The following is a 17211-nucleotide window of genomic DNA, read 5'->3' as shown; positions in this document are numbered from 1 at the left end:
TTTACTTCGTGGGTTTTACGGAGATTGCATAACCACCGCTTCTTGCTAACTTCATTGGAAGTTTTGATTTGTTGGTAACGGTTTTCTTGTAGATTTTATATGATTGCGGATTCTTGATGTAATCAGCATCGTCGCCATCTGCGTAAATTGTCGCTTCGTATTTTTTACCTTTTGGAAGGAATGAGAAATCTACGGTAAAGTTTCTGGAGTTTTCATCGGTGATTCCACCAACATACCATTCGTCTTTTCCTTTGGCTTTTCTCGCAGTGTGAATATAATCGCCCGGCTCTGCCGACAAAATTTTGGTATCGTCCCAATCTACCGCAACGTCTTTAATGAATTGAAAAGCATCCATGTGTTTGGCGTAATTTTCTGGTAAATCGGCCGCCATTTGAAGCGGAGAATACATGACCACATATAAGGCCAGCTGTTTCACCAAAGTGGTTTTCACGAATCTGGTATCGCCAGGAAAATAATAATCGAGTTTGGTCTGGAAAATTCCTGGTGTGTAATCCATCGGTCCACCGATAAAACGGGTGAACGGCAAAATGGTTTGATGATCAGGATTGTTTCCACCGAATGCTTCGAACTCTGTTCCACGTGCTGCTTCTGCGGCAACCCAATTTGGATAAGTTCGGCTTAAACCGGTCGGACGAACAGATTCGTGAGAATTGATCATGATTTTATAATCGTTGGCTTTCTCTGCAATTCTTAAATAATGGTTGATGGTCCACTGCGAATAATGATGTTCGCCACGCGGAATAATATTTCCGACATAGCCGGTTTTCGCTGATTCGTAACCGTATTTATTCATTAATTTAAAGGCGTAATCTGCCCATCTTTCGTAGTTGGTTGCGGATCCGGAAGTTTCGTGGTGCATCATCAATTTGATATTTTTTGAATGGGCATAATCATTCAACATTTTGATATCGAAATCCGGATACGGCGTGATGAAATCGAAAACGAATTCTTTGCTGTGACCGAACCAATCTTCCCAACCGGTATTCCAACCTTCGACCAATAAAGCGTCGAAACCGTTTGCTGAAGCGAAGTCGATGTATTCTTTTACTTTGATATTGTTGGCGGCGTGTTTTCCGTTGGGCGTTAATTTGGAAAAATCTGTAATTCCGATGTGAACATTGTTTGCTGTAGAATATGCCCACTGTGATTTTCCGATAATCATTTCCCACCAAACGCCCATGTATTTTGTCGGTTTGATGTAAGAAGTGTCTTTGTATTGAGTGGGTTCATTCAAATTAAAAATCATTTTTGAAGCCAGAACTTCTTCCGCTTTTGGCGAGGCGATAATTGTTCTCCAAGGAGAAACTGCTGGTGTTTGAATATATCCTTTGGCACCTTGTCCGTCGGGAGTTAAGTGCGTTTTAAATTTAAAGTTGGTTGCATCCAATTCCAGATTTGCGGCTGCATAATTGATTACTGCTGCTTCTGAAATATTTATATACATCTGATCTTTGCCTTCTTTCTTTAACATTAAAGGCATTTGCACCGCATTCTTGATTAAAGTCTGCGAGGCATTTCCATCATAAGAAGTTGGCCATTTTGCGGGAACTTCGGACAGATTGGAAGTTTGCGTTTGGTATTCCTGGGTGTCGTAATCTCCGGCGAGCCACCAAGCTTTCATATCGGTCGGTAAATCGATTTCGGAATCCTCTTCTTTAATAATGAAATAATTCAAATTCTTCTGCTCCGGAAATTCATATCTGAAACCTAAACCATCATTAAATAAACGGAATTTTACGATAATATGACGGTCGTTTGAAGCTTGATCTAATGTTACCGCTAATTCATTATAGTGATTGATATAAGATTTTTTTTCTCCCATGATCGGATCCCAAGTTTCATTTTTGGAATCGTATTTTTCTGCAGTTTTAGTAAAACCATTATCTAAATCTTTTCCTTTTCCGGCTAAGGTTTCAATTTCCGAAGCGAATTTAATATCTCCATCTTTTAATAATCTTAATCCTAATTTGGAATCTTCGACTATCGTTTTACCTTGATATTTAAGATCATAATAAGGAACTCCCGCTTTTAACTGGAAATTCATTTCGAACTTTCCGTCGGGAGATTTTAAAGATTGTGCGTTGAGAATGCAACTTCCCATCACAAGAAAAAGTGCGGATATTGTAAAATTTTTCATAAGTAGATATTTATTTTCTCAAAATCATATGGAATCACCAACCTTCATTATTGCGTGATTGCAAAGTTTATTTATGGAGATTTCATCACGGTTTTTTCGAATCAATAAATTTAGAGAAATTGCGACTAACAAACAATTATTTCAGGTATCTTTATCTTTAAAAACAAAGAAACTGCTGCTAAAAAGCAACAGTTTCTTTATTTGAATTTGGTTCTGATTAAAGTGGTGTCACTTTATAAGTTCCCATTTTGATATTGGCTGTAATTTTATACATTGCACCGCCACCATTGTATTTAATATTATCGTTATCTCCTTTTGGACCGACATAACCGGAATTTCCACCTCCATGGATATTTCCCCAGTCTAAATCTCCCCACGATTGCTGACCAATAAATTTGAATTCAGCACCATCTGAGATCGCGATGTCATATTCAAAGATACCATCACCAACCTGAGTCATTGAAATTGCATTGGTTGCATCCCAACCCTGAATTGAACCAACTAAGTAAATATTAGATGGCAAAGTAGGAATTGGAGAAGGAGTTACTACGATAGATTTTGTATTCTGATCGATGGTGATTTTATACATTCCAGAATTTCCTGTAAACTTGATGTTTTCAGCTCCAGACACTTCCAAGTTAGTTGACCAAGTAGCAAAATATTTATAATCATCCTTAATACCATCAGCATTCAAACTGTAGTTGATTGGATTCCAATCTTGTTGTCCCAAGAATCTGAACTCTCCGTTGTTTTCTAAATAAGTATAGATTTCTGAGATGTTTTGATTTTGATACAAAAGTTGTGCTTTCGATGCATCCCAACCAACTGCTGTACCACCACCTACAAGGTAAAGTGCTTTAAAGTCTGGCTGGTAAGCTGTTAATTTAAATGTTACGACAGCTGAAGATTTGGTAATCGTCCCTCCAGTAGATTCTGAAGTTGCAGTTACACGAAGATCCACATTTGAAGCTACATTAACTGGCAAAGATAATTTTGAAGCCACCTCATTCAAATCAAAGTTTGAAACTGCCAATTCTTTATCATTTTGCGTATTTCCAACAAGCATAAAAGCAGTTGTTCCTGTTACAGCCATTTCTACTTTATAGCTCACATTAACACCGTAAGTATAATCAGCCCACTTGAAAGTAGTTGCAGTAACAGTTGGATTTGAACCATCTAAAACTAAACTTGACCCAGCGGTAGGATTGGTAATTACCGGTCCAGCAGTTGGATAAACGGTAACAGCAAAAGAGATTGTATTAGAAACCTCCGTTCCTCTTTCAATTCTTAGGTATGCCGTTTGTGAAGAATATGGACTTAATCCCGCTTGTAACATTGCAGTATTCAAAGCACCAATCGTTGTTTTCAAAGTATTGGTTCCTGACTTCGCCAATTCTACTTTACTTTTAAAGTCAGAAGTTGAAGAAATCATAATCGAATAACCTCCCGATCCACTCACTGCATTATCCCAGTTCAAAATAAATGGATTATTTTCCATAGTAGGATAAAGTACATTAGCTCCCAGTGTCGTATCGTAAAGTTTGAAAGAAGGCTCTGGAGAAGTCCAGTCTCGATCTGCGTCGTCTCTACACGCATTTACTAAAAGCAATGGCAACAAAAATACCATCAATAATTTTAAAATATTTTTCATTTTGTTTTAATTAATAATTAAAAAAAGTTTAGGATTAAAAAATTATAATTTGATAATCGTATAAATTCCAGCTTTTAGATTTACTGTGATTTTGTATGAACTTCCATCACCTGCAAATTTGATATTTCCGTTATCTCCTTTTGGACCAACGAAACCAGTATTTCCATCTTCTGAGATATTTCCCCAATCTAAGCTACCCCAAGATTTTTGTCCTATAATTTTGAATTCAGTATCACCAGCAAGTGTTGATGTAAATTCGTAAACTCCATCTCCAACAGTAGTCATGGCTACTCCATTCTCTGGACTCCATCCATTACCTGCAATATTTCCTACCAAATAAATTTCTGGGAAATCATAAGTTGGAATTACTGATGGTTTTGCTTCAATGGTTTGAACACCTAATGTTGCATTGATTGTGATTTTATAAACTCCTGTTGCACCTATGAATTTAATATTTTCATCATCACCATCTGGCTTGGTGAAAACATCACTCCATTGATTGAAATATTGATTACTTGCTTTCGTACCAGCAGTATTTAAAGCGTAGTTTTTACCATCCCAAGCTAATTGGCCTAAGAATCTAAAGTTTTCACCACTTTGTAAATTAGTGTAGATATAAGAAAGGTTATCTTTTTTATATAAAATTTGTGCTTTCTCCGGAGTCCATCCAACATAAGAAGCTGATCCAACGATATAGAAACTAGGATAAGTTAAAACATAAGGAGTAATCATTAATGAAGTAACATTAGAGGTCTCTGCTAAAGATTGACCAGATCCCAAATAAGAGATTACTCTGATAAACATTTTAGTTGATACATTTGGTGCTAAACCGATTGCCGCCGCTGCATCATTCATTTGTAAATTGGTAAAAGCAGCAGCTCTTTCTGAACCTGTAACGGTAGCTAAAGTATATGGTTCTTTAAAAGTATTCTCATTAGCTATTTCAATTCTATAAGAAATCTCTGTAGGTACAGAGTACACTGCAGACTGCCACGTTACTGTAAGCGCAGGATTCCCCGGAAAGTTTTTGTCTAAAACTAAACTACTGGAAGAGAGATCCATCACGATTGGCGATGATACATTATCTATGGTTACGATTTCGCGATCATCACACGATGCCAAACCTAAGATAAGGGTAACAGCCAAAAATAGATGTTTAAATATATTATTTTTCATTGTTTCTTTATTAAAAATTAATAACCAGGATTTTGGACAAGATTCTTATTTACAACTAAATCATTGTTTGGAATTGGGAATAAATTACGGTACTCGGCAACAGCAATACCATCTTTTGCATTTCCTTTCCAAGGCCATAAATAGGTAGCTGAAGTGAATTTACCAAAACGAATTAAATCGGTTCTTCTGGTATTTTCCCAAGATAATTCTCTTGATCTTTCGTCTAAGATAAAGTTGAGATCGATGAATGTAACTGGAGACGCATTTGCTCTTGTTCTCAAAGCATTGATGTATCCAACTGCTGTACTCATGCTACCACCGCCTCCTCTAAGAACTGCTTCAGCATACATTAAATAAGTATCTGCTAAACGGTAAACAGGCATATCTGTCTCAACCCAGTTATCATGCGCTCCGGCAGCCCCAGTACTTGTTATATTTTTATATTTAATAAAAGCATATCCATCATTAAAGTTTCCTAGATCATTGATATCTAAAGTTTGTCCGCTTGTATAAAAACGTCCTCTTACGTCAGAAGGTTCAAATTTATTTACGAAAGCTTTGGTCGTTCTAAGACCACCCCAACCACCATTCACACCAAAAGCTGCTGGATCCATCGTTCCACCGATTGCGGCGTGAACCATAAATGTAGTACCACCATTGGTTTGTGTTTTTAATCCATCATAAACGATCGAAAAGATATTTTCCGGATTATTAAGGTTGTTGTCTGCCAAGAATAAATTCTCATACGTTGGGTTTAATGTATAACCTGCGCTAATTACTTTTTCGGTATTCGCGATAACATCTGCATTTCTATCAGTACCTGTATATACTTTCGCATTCAAATATAATCTGGCAAGAAGTGACCATGCAGCTGCTTTATCTACTCTTCCGTATTCGTTAGCTTTCGGCGCTTTTAATTCACTTTCAGCCGCCTTTAATTGATTTTCAACATAGGTGAAAAGTTCAGCTCTTGAAATTTGTTTTGGCAACGTACCAAATGTAGTTTCATCTACAAAAGGAACATTTCCATAAAGATCCAGTAAGTGATAGTAAGCTTGTGCTCTAATAAATCTCACTTCAGCTCTCATCACTTTTGCCTCGTCAGCATTCGTTCCCGAAATACCGTTGGAACTCAACATCTCATCAGTTGTATTTTTAATAAACTCATTACAAAAAGCGATTTCTGTATAGATTCTATAATACATTGCGTTATTGAATTCGTTGGTCGGAGTCCAAGTCATTTTGTGGAATTCTGGTAGTGTACCATCATTCCAACCGATTACTGCTTCATCAGTAGTAATTTCTTGCAGGGTGTAAAGCAAACGCATATAGTTAGAGAAACCACCATCGATATCAGCGATATCACCGTTTCCATCTCCACCAGTTTGCCCACCAACTGCTAATCCACCATATACTTTAGCCAGTAGATTTTTGTAATTTCCAAAATCTTTATAAAGACTTGCAGCGGTAACTTCTGTGATAGGTTCTTGTCTTAAATCATTAATACAAGAGGTCATCGTAAGAGAAGCTCCAAAAATGGCTACTGCTATAGAAATATTTTTTATTCTGAAATTTTTCATTGTTCTTAATTATTAAAATTGAAAGTTTAATCCTAGTGAATATACTTTTGGTCTTTGATAAAATCCGTTATCAATATTTCCAAAAATTTCTGGATCTACGCCTGAATAATCAGTAACTACAAATACATTCTGCGCCATTCCATAAACTCTAAGATTACTTCCTTTATTAAAGACATCTCCGAAGTCATATCCTAAAGTTAAATTATCCATTCTCAAAAATGAAGCATTTTCTACGAACGCGTCGCTCCAATATTGAGGAGTCGCAAATCCGTAATTAGCAGTCGTACTTGAAATATTCTGCAAATATTCATTGGTTGCAATACTTTGAACATTTGATTGAGAAGCGAAGTTATTATACACATAATTCCCTACAACCGCTCTCAATGAAGTTGACAAGTCCCAATTTTTCAACTTAAATTTCGTTGAGAAACCAAAGGTTGCATCTGGTGTGGTAGATTTATAGAAATATTTATCGCCATCTGCACTAATTTTACCATCGCCATTTCTGTCGACATAAACTCCATCTAATGGTTTTCCATTAGAATCATAGACTTGCTGGTAAACGTAGAAACTAAACGGTGTATATCCAACCGCGTGAGCTTGTACTGTATTCCCAACTCCACCAGAAATCCCTCCCTGTTGAATTACGTAACCATCGGCTACATCATCAAAATGAGTTACTTTAGGATTGTAATGAGCTACATTAAAACTGAAGTCCCAAGTGAAATCTTGTGTTTTTACCGGATTCACATTAATCAAAAACTCAAGCCCGTCGGTGGTCATTTTTCCAACATTTTTAATGTTTGTGTTGCTAAATTCCCCTGCAGGAACCTGAACTCTTGCCTGTAAATCTCTTGTGTTTTTCTTAAACCAATCAAATGATCCTGTAATTCTGTTTCTCCAGAATCCGAAATCTAATCCAACGTTAGTCGTTGCAGTAGTTTCCCAAGTTAAGTTAGGGTTATACTGAGTCGGACGGTACATTAAATAAAACTGATCTCCGAAACCATATTGCGCCGTAGGATCTGAAACATTATAAGATGCAAAAGAGTTATAGTAACCTCCTACTTCTTGCTGTCCTGTTTCTCCCCAACCTGCTCTTAATTTTAAATCAGAGAATATGCTTGAATCTTTAAGGAAACTTTCATTTTTAATTTTCCAGGCTCCTGAAGCTGCGTAGAATGTTCCCCAGTTATTTTTCAAATCAGTTCCGTTATAGAAACGAGATGTTGCGTCTCTTCTTACTGATCCAGTTAAGATATATTTATTCGCAATAGAGAAAATACCTCTACCGTAAAAGCCTAATAAAGTTAGCTTTCCTTCATAACGGTTGGTTGGTGTAGCAACTCTTGTTGGATTACCATAATACGTAGTCGCAGAAGGTGTTGTATCATGAAACTGCTGGTAAGAATATCCAGCCATTAAATCTATTTTCGTATCAATTGCAGTAATTGTTTTTACGTAGTTTAAATAAGTTTCTAATAATTTATTGGTTTTTTCTTGGCTGTAATCTCTTCTTGTACTTACGTCTCCAGAAGCCAACATACCTGCATATCCCGGGTATTGAGTGATTGCACCATTTCCTTTTTGATAATCATATCCACCAATTACATTCAAATGCAAGTCTGGAAGAAAGTGAAATTTATAATCTAATTGTAAGTTTCCTATTCCACGGAATACGGTAGAAACATCTCTTCTTCCATATAAAGAAGCAAGTGGATTTCGAGTAGCATTCACGTTAATATTATCAGGATTCAAAAACCACTCCCAGTAATTATTTACCTGATCTCCCTGTGCAGAATAATCATAGACATCTTGTGTTGGATCAAAAAACTGTGCAGCTCCGATTACTCCAGCTGGAAAACGGTTTTCAGTCATGGAACCTTTTACGTTAGCAGTAACACTCAAATGATCATCAAAAAACTTAGGTGTTAAATTTAATCCTACTGAAGTTCTTTTAAATTCATTGGTTTTTACAATACCATTTTGCTCGGTATAACCTAAAGACAAACGGTACGGTAAATTTTTAATTCCACCACTAATCGCAACATTATTGTCGGTTCCCCAAGCGGTTTGATAAATTAAATCTTGCCAGTTCGTATTCGCTGTTCCTAATTTATCAATATAATGTTGTGAAGCGTTTGCTTTAACAAAATCTCTAAATTCATCAGCAGTTAGTACGCTCTGATTTCCCATTTTTGTGGATACAGAACCCATTGTAGAGAAATTAATCCTCACTTTTCCGGAAGAACCTTTTTTAGTAGTAATTAAAATCACCCCATTCGAAGCTCTGTTACCATATATGGCCGCAGAAGAAGCATCTTTTAAAACAGTAAAACTTTCAATATCATTTGGGTTAATCAACGCCAAAGCATTTGATGCTCCTGCAATACCGCCAAAATCCATTGGTATTCCATCAATCACAATTAAAGGATCATTACTTGCTGTTAAAGAAGCTCCACCTCTAATACGAATGGTTGATCCAGAACCAGGATTCCCACCGTTTCCGGTTACGGTAACACCAGGCGCTTTCCCTTGAATCAATTGATCTGCAGAAGTAGAGCCAGGGTTAAAGTCTTTGGAAGTAATAGAAGCAATCGATCCCGTAAGATCTTCTTTCTTCTGTTTTCCATAACCAATCAGAACAACCTGCTCAATATCGGCAGTCTTAACTGAATCTTTGGTTTGTGCGTGTAACATTGTCCCGGCCAATAAAAAAGCTGGAGCAATTTTTAATACTTTAGTATAGTTTCTCACAAAAATAAAATTTAAGGATTAATATTCAATAAATCGATGCTCAAAATTAAAGGAGCGATGCAATTTAACCAATTTTTCACTTATCATAATTTATTTTACTGAAATGTTAATTATTCGTGATAAGAATCATCATTAAAATCCTCTGACACAATCTAAAACATTCACTTTCAATATTTTATTACCAATACCTATTTCAAATGTATTTTGTTAAATTAACAATAATACAAACAAATGTTTAGCGAAAAAACACTGTATTTTAACATAAAATATTTAAAAGGAAAACACCATATCATTTTTAGGAATTAGCATCTAAATTTTCAATTCCATTCGATATCACTTATATTTGCAGAAAATTAGACAAAATATATGTCAGATAGAAAGATGATTACGGCCGCCTTGCCGTACGCAAACGGACCAGTTCATATTGGCCATTTGGCTGGAGTTTACATTCCCGCAGATGTTTATGCGAGGTTTCAAAGAAGATTAGGAAAAGACGTTGCTTTTATTTGTGGCTCCGATGAACACGGAATCCCAATTACGATTCGTGCCAAAAAAGAAGGCGTTACTCCACAAGATATCGTTGATAAATACCACGGAATCATCAAAAAATCTTTCGAAGATTTAGGAATTTCTTTCGATGAATATTCCAGAACTACGTCAAAAAGACATCACGATGTTAGTCAGGATTTTTTCAAGACCTTATATAATAAAGGAAAGTTTATTGAAGAAGTTTCAGAACAATACTTTGATGAACAAGCCAATGAATTTCTTGCAGACCGCTATATCGTAGGAACTTGCCCGAATTGTGGCAATGAAAACGCTTACGGTGATCAGTGTGAAAAATGTGGTTCTACCCTTTCGCCTTCAGAATTGATTAATCCAAAATCTATGTTGAGCGGAAATGTTCCGATTTTAAAGGAAACGAAAAACTGGTATCTTCCTTTAAATGAATATGAAGATTTCTTGAACGAATGGATTATAGAAGGACATAAAGACGACTGGAAACCGAATGTTTATGGACAAGTAAAATCATGGTTAACTGATGGTTTGAAACCAAGAGCAATGACCCGTGATTTGAATTGGGGCGTTCCGGTTCCACTTCCTAATGCAGAAGGAAAGGTGCTTTATGTTTGGTTTGATGCGCCAATTGGTTATATTTCTTTCACTCAGGAATGGGCAGAAAAAAATGGAAAAGATTGGAAAGATTACTGGCAGAATGAAAGCACAGATTTAGTACATTTTATCGGAAAAGACAATATCGTTTTCCACTGTATTATTTTCCCGGCGATGATGAAAGCACATGGTGATTATATTATGCCGACCAATGTTCCTGCTTTTGAATTTTTAAATTTAGAAAACGATAAGATCTCAACATCCAGAAATTGGGCAGTTTGGGCTCATGAATATGTACAGGAATTCCCAGGACAGCAAGATGTTTTACGTTACTCGCTTCTTTCTTCCGCGCCAGAAACTAAGGACAATAACTTTACCTGGAAAGATTTCCAAACCAAAAACAATTCTGAATTGGTTGGAATTTTCGGGAACTTTATCAATAGAGTTGCAGTTCTTATTCATAAATATTACGACGGAGTTGTTCCAGCCGGAAATGAAAATGCAGAAGAATTAAACGAGATTACCAAAGCCGCTACCGAAGTTGAAAATTTCTTAGAACATTACGAATTCAGAAATGCTTTAACTGCAATGATGAATTTAGCACGTTTTGGAAATCAATATCTTCAAATTGAAGAACCTTGGAAAACGATTAAAGACAATCCAGAAAAAGCAGCTCAATCACTTTTCGTTGCAGCTCAAATCGCAGTTGGATTAGCACAAATTTGTGAACCATTCCTTCCTTTCAGTGCTGAAAAATTACAGAAAATGTTTAATGTTTCTCAATTAACTTGGGGAGACATTAAAAACGAAAAAGTATTAATTAAAACCGGACATCAAATTAATCCAGCAGAATTATTATTCTCAAAAATTGAAGATGAAACGATTGAATTCCAAATTCAAAAATTAGAGAACACCAAAGAATCCAATAAAAAAACCAATCCTAAAGCCAACCCGATGAAAGAAGAAATTCAATTTGACGATTTTACAAAAATCGATTTAAGAACTGCGACAATTTTGACTGCTGAAAAAGTAGAAAAAGCAGACAAACTATTGAAATTCTCTGTGGATACAGGCGTTGACGTAAGAACAGTTGTTTCTGGTGTTGCAGAAAGTTTCACACCAGAAGAATGTGTGGGGAAACAGGTGATGATTTTATTAAATCTTGCTCCAAGAAAAATCAGAGGAATCGAATCTCAAGGAATGTTGCTTTTAACAAACAACGCAGAAGGAAAATTAGTATTTGTAACTCCTACTGAAACTGTTGAAAACGGTGTAGAAATCGGATAAAAATTCGTTCAAACACTTTATATAAAAAGAAAGACCTGAAATTAATTCAGGTCTTTTTTCGTTAATCTTGCTAAAAAAGAATCTTCTTCTTGAAGTATTTTTTCAATCTTAAATCCGTTATTTTCTACAGCTCTCGTCAAAGTTACAAAATCTAAATAAAGCCATTTAATCGGTTTTTCTGTGTCGAGCTTATAGTGAACAAAATAATCAACTTCACCATAGTAATGTTCGGTTGGAACAAGAACTCCGCCATCATCAGAAAGATCGTACATGTACAGAATATCAGTACTGTCAATTAAAATTTGTCCGTTTTCATTTAATAATGAATATAATTTTTCTAAGTATAAATCGATTTTATCTAAAGTTTGAAAAATCCCTGTTCCATTCATTAATAATAAAATGGTATCGTAAGTTTCACCAGAAAATTCAAGAATATCTGAACAGACCGTATTTTTAACACCACGCAACTGACAAACCTCAATTGATTTAGGAGAAAAATCTAAGGCTAAAACATCCAATCCTTTTTCGTCTTGAAGATATAAACTGTGTGAACCGGCTCCTGCACCAATATCTAAAACTTTACCTTTCGATAATTCAAGTGCTTTTTGTTCCACCAAATTCATTTCATCAAAATCTCTAAAAAGATAGTCGACTGGCAAATCATCCATTTCAGAAATAGAGGTTTCTGTCAATAAATTCTCCGGACTGTTATCATGGTAAAAATCCCAAATCGCCTGTCCCATTAAATCTTTCATTCCAATTAATTTTTGCCAAAAATAAGGAAATATTGAGAAGCAGTCAATTCTTGAAATACATTATTAAAAAATAAGAGCTCTTTACTAAAAGAATCATTAATTTAGTAAGCGTAAAACTTTAAACTAATGAGAAAAATTGACCAATTCTTCGCTGAATACGGTGAAAGCCATAAGAATCATACCAACAAATTAATTCACTGGATTTGTGTTCCTTTAATTTTTTGGACGATTTTGGGCTTTATTTCATTAATTCCTGCGCCTCATTTTTGCTTCCCTTATTTCGGATGTATAAGTATTGCGAGTATTATTGCTCTTCTGTTAGTATCCATATTTTATTTCAGACTGTCTTGGCGAACAGGGTTAATTATGATTTTCATAATGTTGATCATGGAACATCTGGTCTACTTTATCAATGTTAAATTTGAACATCAATCATGGATTTTCTTTTTCGTAGTTTTTGTTATTTCCTGGATTGGTCAATTTTACGGCCATAAAATAGAAGGTAAAAAACCGAGTTTCCTAAAAGATGTACAGTTTCTTTTAATTGGACCGATTTGGTTGCTTCATTTTATTTTGAAAAAACTACATCTTAAATACTAAAATGACTTCTCTCATATTTCGAATTTTTCGCTACCTAAAAAGCAATAAACATTCGTTAAAATCCTAAATTTGTAGAACAATTATTCTTAAAAATTTAGAAAATGACAAAAAAATTAATATTACTTACGGCGTTTCTATTCCTCGTTTTTTCATGCGGAACGAGAGAAGACGAAACAGACAATGAACAATACATTGGCGTTTGGAACTGGGTTTCCACTAGTGGAGGAATTTCTAACACTCAGCAAACTCCAGCAAATACTGGGATTAACAAAACGATGACTTTAACAGCAGAATCTGTTTATTCCATTAAAGAAAATTCAGTAGTTGTAAGCGAAGGAACTTATTACTTAGGAAGAGGAGTAACGAATACTGATCATGCAGAAAAGCTATTTCTTCATTTCAGTAATAGTCCTGATTTAATTGTCGAAACAATAAACGGAACAGATTTGTATTTAGCCGAAGATAAAAACGATGGTCTTAGATACCATTATTCAAAATAAAAAAAGGTCAGAGATTTCTGACCTTTTGCTTTATAAAATTCACCTATTCTCAAAGTGTTTTTTTACCGTCTCTAAAACTTGTTCTTCGTCCAAGTGCTGCGCAGTATCCAAAGTAATTTTTAGATTTTTAAACTGTGCTGTTTCGTGCAGATAGTTCCGAAACTCTTCTTGAATTTGACCTGGACCTGTAATGTACAACTCTTCCGTATTTTCCAGAAGATGATCGATTTCTTTAAAGAATTTACGCCGATTCGTCTGATCAGCGTGATTGGTAGTACTCACAGTAGATAGCCCGTGATGGACCTCTGCTACTACGGGATTGCAGACAAAAAATTTGAATGCATTTTGGGCGTCATGATTTTTTACAACAATAGCTTTTTGTTTATCAATCCAAATGCCAGCTAATTTTTTTTCAGTCATGATATTATATTTTCATATTCGAAAACAACATTAGTGCTAAAGCATAGTTAATGGAGTGTTAAAATACTATATTCGTAAGTAAATTCGCAAAAATGGATGAAAACGAAATTTCTTTTATTGTAAGAAAATGCATTTTTAATGTCTATAACAAATTAGGTCCAGGTTTACTTGGATCGGTGTATCAACGAATTTTAATCTACGAACTGGAAGAAAACGGGCTTACTATTAAGTCTGAATTAATTTCTTTTTTTCAGCATTAAAAAAAATCTGCTAAATCTGCAAAATCTGCGAGAGAACATTTTATTTCTCCCGCGGATTTTGCAGATGACGCAGATCTTAAATGGGGATTCAATTATGTAACAGCATAAAAATCTGCTTAATCTGTAAAATCTGCGAGAGACTTTTTTTTAAAGATTCAACAGATTATCTTCCCAATACAAAAACCGCCGGAATTTTATGTAGTTCAGGTTTGTTTTTCTGCCAATCTTTAATCGTTAAAGTCTTAATAAACTCCTCCTTTGGATCATTAATATTCGCAGCAATACAAAGCTTTTGCGTCGGCGCCAAAAACTTACACAAATCCTCAAAAAGTGGATTATTACGGTAAGGAGTCTCCATAAAAATCTGAGAATATCCAGTAGTTTGAACTTGATTTTCCAGCCATTTAATTTTCGCTTTCTTATCTGTTTTATCAATCGGTAAATAACCATGAAACGTAAATTCCTGACCATTAAAACCACTTGAAATTAAAGCCATAATAATCGAAGACGGTCCATTTATTGGAATCACTTTTACACCATTTTCGTGACACCATCCAACCATTACATTTCCAGGATCAGCAATACAAGGCAAACCAGCTTCTGAAAGCAAACCGAAATCCTGACCTTTTTTCATCAGCATTTGCGCTTCCTGTAAATCCTTTCTTTCCGTGTTTTTATTAAGCAGAAATAATTTCAAATCTGATTGTTTTTTTTCAGGAGCAAAAAATTTGATCACTTTTCTGGCGGTCTTTTCATTTTCTACAAAGAAATAATCGGTCTTTAAAATATATTCTTTTACCGCCGGAGCGAAATAATCGATTGGTGTATTTTCAGATAAATAAGCAGGAATTAGGAATAACATATTGGAGGGACGGGTTTATGAGTGTTTGAATATTTGAGTAATTTCAGACTTTAAAAACAAATAAATATCATTTTTTAAACGTGGCTCTTTTTACTTTTTACTTGGCTCTTTCAGTTGGCTCTTTAATTCGATAGCGATTCTTTCGCAAGCTTGATCTAAAAGTTGATAAACATGATCGAAATCGTTCATTCCACCCCAATAAGGATCTGGAACTTCTTCATTATTTTCAAGAATTAAAGAAACTTTATTTCGTTGAGTATCGTTTTTTGCTAAGGATAAAACATCTTTCAAATTATTTTGATCCATACAATAAATATGGTCAAACTCTTCGAAATCCTGCGCAGTAAAATGTCTTGATTTTTGTTTAGAAATATCAACGTTGTACTGTTGTCCGGTTTTAATAGAACGGTGATCCGGGTTTTTGCCTTCATGCATATCAATCGTTCCGGCAGAATCTACGATAAAATTGTCCGGAAGTTTAGATTGTAAAATACCTTCTGCCAAAGGACTTCTGCATATATTGCCGAGGCAAACCATTAAAATTTTCATGTCTAACTTTTATTAAAGTTGCAAAATACAAAAAATAAAAAAAGGAATTTTTAAAAAAACTCCTTTTGTATAATGATCGTATTAAAATTTACTGTTTGATTTTCTCAGTTAATTCTTTTACGTATTTCTTAATTTCTTTGTCGATTTTTGAAACATCTTTAATGGTGTCGCAAGCGTACATTACGGTTGAATGGTCTTTTCCGCCCATTTCCTCACCGATTTTATTGAACGTAGCATTAGTGAACTCTTTCGCAAAATACATCGCTAATTGTCTTGGTAAAGCGATTTCTCTCTTACGTGTTTTTGATAATAATTGCTCTCTTTCAATTCCAAAATATTCGCAAACAACTTCCTGAATATAAGGAATATTGATCACTTTTTTCTGATTGGCAGCTATCTTGCTGATGGTTTCTTTCAGTAGTTCCAACGACAAATCTGACTTATAAATGGTCGAATATGCAATCACTGAATTAATAACCCCGATCAGTTCCCGAACGTTGGTTTTCACTTCTGAGGCTAAGTAATCCAACATATCTTCTGTCAGAACGATTCCGTCACGACTTAATTTATCAACGATAATTTTACGTCTGGTATCAAAATCCGGAGATTTAATTTCCGCCGAAAGTCCCCATTTAAATCGGGAAACAATACGATCCTGAATATCTAAAATATCAACAGGCGCTTTATCTGAAGTTAAGATAATCTGTTTTCCATTTTGGTGCAGATAATCGAAAATGTGGAAGAAACTGTCTTGCGTTGATTTTTTTCCTGATAAAAACTGAATATCATCAATGATCAAAACATCAACCATTTGATAGAAATTCGCAAATTCTGTTTGCTTGTGCGCTTTCGCTGCAGAGACAAATTGCTGAATAAATTTCTCAGATGATAAATAAAGAACAACTTTCTCTGGATAAGCATTTTTAACTTCCAAACCAACAGCGTGTCCTAAGTGCGTTTTACCAACACCATAACCTCCGTACAAAAACAAAGGGTTGAAAGCAGTTGCACCAGGTCTTTTTGCAATTGATTTTGCTACCGTAGAAGCAAATTTATTGCTTTCCCCTTCTACATAATTGTCAAATGAAAAATCAGCTTTAAGATTAGAATCAATATTAATTTTCTTCATTCCCGGAACGACAAATGGATTGATGACGTTCGCTGAAAATGATGGTGGCAAAGTTTCCTGCATTTTTGGCGTAGGAACACTTTTACCTTTCATGTTCATGGTAATTGGTTTTTCCTGTCCGGTTGGTTTATTTTCCATGACCGAATACCAAAGTTTCACTCCTTTACCAATGTTTTTTTTCAGAGCTGCAGAGAGTAGTGATAGATAATTATCTTCTATATATTCTTTGTAGAAATCACTCGGAACTAATAAGGTCAAATTATTGCTGATTAATGACACAGGTTGCACATTATCAAACAATAAATCAAAAGAATTCTCGAGTTTTTTTAGGTCAGTATTGTCTTCAGCCGCGTTAAGGTTATCCCTCATAAACGTAAGACATTTTTCCCAAATTATAGTTAAATTTTCATCCAT

Annotated in this window: 14 protein-coding genes; 4 read left to right on the top strand and 10 right to left on the bottom strand. The window is 35.1% G+C overall.

The window, feature by feature from the left end:
- Window position 1: 1 nt before the first annotated feature.
- From Q73A0000_RS00070 to Q73A0000_RS00050, 5 genes are all read right to left on the bottom strand, one after another.
- On the bottom strand, window positions 2-2158 hold the full coding sequence (locus Q73A0000_RS00070; protein ID WP_193812063.1) for a glycoside hydrolase family 97 protein: 2157 nt from the start codon (window positions 2156-2158) through the stop codon (window positions 2-4).
- A gap of 217 nt (window positions 2159-2375) precedes the next feature.
- The gene (locus Q73A0000_RS00065) at window positions 2376-3809 is read right to left on the bottom strand and encodes a SusE domain-containing protein (RefSeq protein WP_193812062.1); all 1434 of its coding nucleotides are present in this window, start codon (window positions 3807-3809) and stop codon (window positions 2376-2378) included.
- 42 nt (window positions 3810-3851) lie between these two features.
- Entirely contained in the window at window positions 3852-4985 is a 1134-nt protein-coding gene (locus Q73A0000_RS00060) for a SusE domain-containing protein (RefSeq protein ID WP_193812061.1), read from the bottom strand.
- 17 nt (window positions 4986-5002) lie between these two features.
- Window positions 5003-6565 (bottom strand): RagB/SusD family nutrient uptake outer membrane protein, encoded by a 1563-nt coding sequence (locus Q73A0000_RS00055; RefSeq protein ID WP_193812060.1) that lies wholly within the window; start codon window positions 6563-6565, stop codon window positions 5003-5005.
- Window positions 6566-6577: 12 nt separating this feature from the next.
- Window positions 6578-9322 carry a SusC/RagA family TonB-linked outer membrane protein gene (locus tag Q73A0000_RS00050; RefSeq protein WP_193812059.1) on the bottom strand — a complete coding sequence of 915 codons (2745 nt, stop codon included), beginning with the start codon at window positions 9320-9322 and terminating at the stop codon, window positions 6578-6580.
- Between the two features lie 366 nt (window positions 9323-9688).
- Here Q73A0000_RS00050 and metG point away from each other — a divergent pair, with 366 nt between their 5' ends.
- Window positions 9689-11722: a methionine--tRNA ligase gene (gene metG, locus Q73A0000_RS00045; protein ID WP_193812058.1), complete on the top strand. Its 2034-nt coding sequence runs from the start codon at window positions 9689-9691 to the stop codon at window positions 11720-11722.
- Window positions 11723-11763: 41 nt separating this feature from the next.
- Here the strand turns inward: metG and Q73A0000_RS00040 are convergent, their stop codons facing one another.
- The gene (locus tag Q73A0000_RS00040; protein WP_193812057.1) at window positions 11764-12477 is read right to left on the bottom strand and encodes a class I SAM-dependent methyltransferase; all 714 of its coding nucleotides are present in this window, start codon (window positions 12475-12477) and stop codon (window positions 11764-11766) included.
- A 126-nt stretch (window positions 12478-12603) separates the two neighbouring features.
- Between Q73A0000_RS00040 and Q73A0000_RS00035 the strand changes: the two genes are divergently transcribed.
- Both Q73A0000_RS00035 and Q73A0000_RS00030 read left to right on the top strand, forming a co-directional pair.
- A complete protein-coding gene (locus tag Q73A0000_RS00035) occupies window positions 12604-13077 on the top strand; it encodes a DUF962 domain-containing protein (RefSeq protein ID WP_193812056.1) in 474 nt (157 codons plus the stop codon).
- 101 nt (window positions 13078-13178) lie between these two features.
- Entirely contained in the window at window positions 13179-13577 is a 399-nt protein-coding gene (locus tag Q73A0000_RS00030; RefSeq protein ID WP_193812055.1) for a hypothetical protein, read from the top strand.
- 39 nt (window positions 13578-13616) lie between these two features.
- Here the strand turns inward: Q73A0000_RS00030 and Q73A0000_RS00025 are convergent, their stop codons facing one another.
- Entirely contained in the window at window positions 13617-13997 is a 381-nt protein-coding gene (locus Q73A0000_RS00025) for a hypothetical protein (RefSeq protein WP_193812054.1), read from the bottom strand.
- Window positions 13998-14089: 92 nt separating this feature from the next.
- Between Q73A0000_RS00025 and Q73A0000_RS00020 the strand changes: the two genes are divergently transcribed.
- Window positions 14090-14257, top strand: coding sequence for a GxxExxY protein (locus Q73A0000_RS00020; protein WP_244140767.1), 168 nt, complete (start codon window positions 14090-14092; stop codon window positions 14255-14257).
- A 163-nt stretch (window positions 14258-14420) separates the two neighbouring features.
- Here Q73A0000_RS00020 and Q73A0000_RS00015 read toward each other — a convergent pair whose 3' ends face one another.
- From Q73A0000_RS00015 to dnaA, 3 genes are all read right to left on the bottom strand, one after another.
- Window positions 14421-15119, bottom strand: a complete 699-nt coding sequence (locus Q73A0000_RS00015; RefSeq protein WP_193812053.1) for an SAM-dependent methyltransferase — start codon at window positions 15117-15119, stop codon at window positions 14421-14423.
- Window positions 15120-15209: 90 nt separating this feature from the next.
- On the bottom strand, window positions 15210-15668 hold the full coding sequence (locus Q73A0000_RS00010; protein ID WP_193812052.1) for a low molecular weight protein-tyrosine-phosphatase: 459 nt from the start codon (window positions 15666-15668) through the stop codon (window positions 15210-15212).
- 88 nt (window positions 15669-15756) lie between these two features.
- Complete coding sequence (gene dnaA, locus Q73A0000_RS00005) at window positions 15757-17166, bottom strand: chromosomal replication initiator protein DnaA (RefSeq protein ID WP_410504119.1); 1410 nt, start codon at window positions 17164-17166, stop codon at window positions 15757-15759.
- Window positions 17167-17211 lie beyond the last annotated feature (45 nt).

The sequence above is a fragment of the Kaistella flava (ex Peng et al. 2021) genome (assembly GCF_015191005.1).
In the GTDB taxonomy this organism is placed as follows: Bacteria; Bacteroidota; Bacteroidia; order Flavobacteriales; family Weeksellaceae; genus Kaistella; species Kaistella flava.
Note: the sequence above shows the minus strand (reverse complement) of the source record. Positions and strands in the feature narration are given on the sequence as shown.

Bases quoted from the DNA above. Each gene is read 5' to 3' on its own strand.
- Q73A0000_RS00070 (WP_193812063.1), bottom strand. From the start codon at position 2,158: ATGAAAAATTTTACAATATCCGCACTTTTTCTTGTGATGGGAAGTTGC.
- Q73A0000_RS00065 (WP_193812062.1), bottom strand. From the start codon at position 3,809: ATGAAAAATATTTTAAAATTATTGATGGTATTTTTGTTGCCATTGCTT.
- Q73A0000_RS00060 (WP_193812061.1), bottom strand. From the start codon at position 4,985: ATGAAAAATAATATATTTAAACATCTATTTTTGGCTGTTACCCTTATC.
- Q73A0000_RS00055 (WP_193812060.1), bottom strand. From the start codon at position 6,565: ATGAAAAATTTCAGAATAAAAAATATTTCTATAGCAGTAGCCATTTTT.
- metG (WP_193812058.1), top strand. From the start codon at position 9,689: ATGTCAGATAGAAAGATGATTACGGCCGCCTTGCCGTACGCAAACGGA.
- Q73A0000_RS00040 (WP_193812057.1), bottom strand. From the start codon at position 12,477: ATGAAAGATTTAATGGGACAGGCGATTTGGGATTTTTACCATGATAAC.
- Q73A0000_RS00035 (WP_193812056.1), top strand. From the start codon at position 12,604: ATGAGAAAAATTGACCAATTCTTCGCTGAATACGGTGAAAGCCATAAG.
- Q73A0000_RS00030 (WP_193812055.1), top strand. From the start codon at position 13,179: ATGACAAAAAAATTAATATTACTTACGGCGTTTCTATTCCTCGTTTTT.
- Q73A0000_RS00025 (WP_193812054.1), bottom strand. From the start codon at position 13,997: ATGACTGAAAAAAAATTAGCTGGCATTTGGATTGATAAACAAAAAGCT.
- Q73A0000_RS00020 (WP_244140767.1), top strand. From the start codon at position 14,090: ATGGATGAAAACGAAATTTCTTTTATTGTAAGAAAATGCATTTTTAAT.
- Q73A0000_RS00015 (WP_193812053.1), bottom strand. From the start codon at position 15,119: ATGTTATTCCTAATTCCTGCTTATTTATCTGAAAATACACCAATCGAT.
- Q73A0000_RS00010 (WP_193812052.1), bottom strand. From the start codon at position 15,668: ATGAAAATTTTAATGGTTTGCCTCGGCAATATATGCAGAAGTCCTTTG.
- dnaA (WP_410504119.1), bottom strand. From the start codon at position 17,166: ATGAGGGATAACCTTAACGCGGCTGAAGACAATACTGACCTAAAAAAA.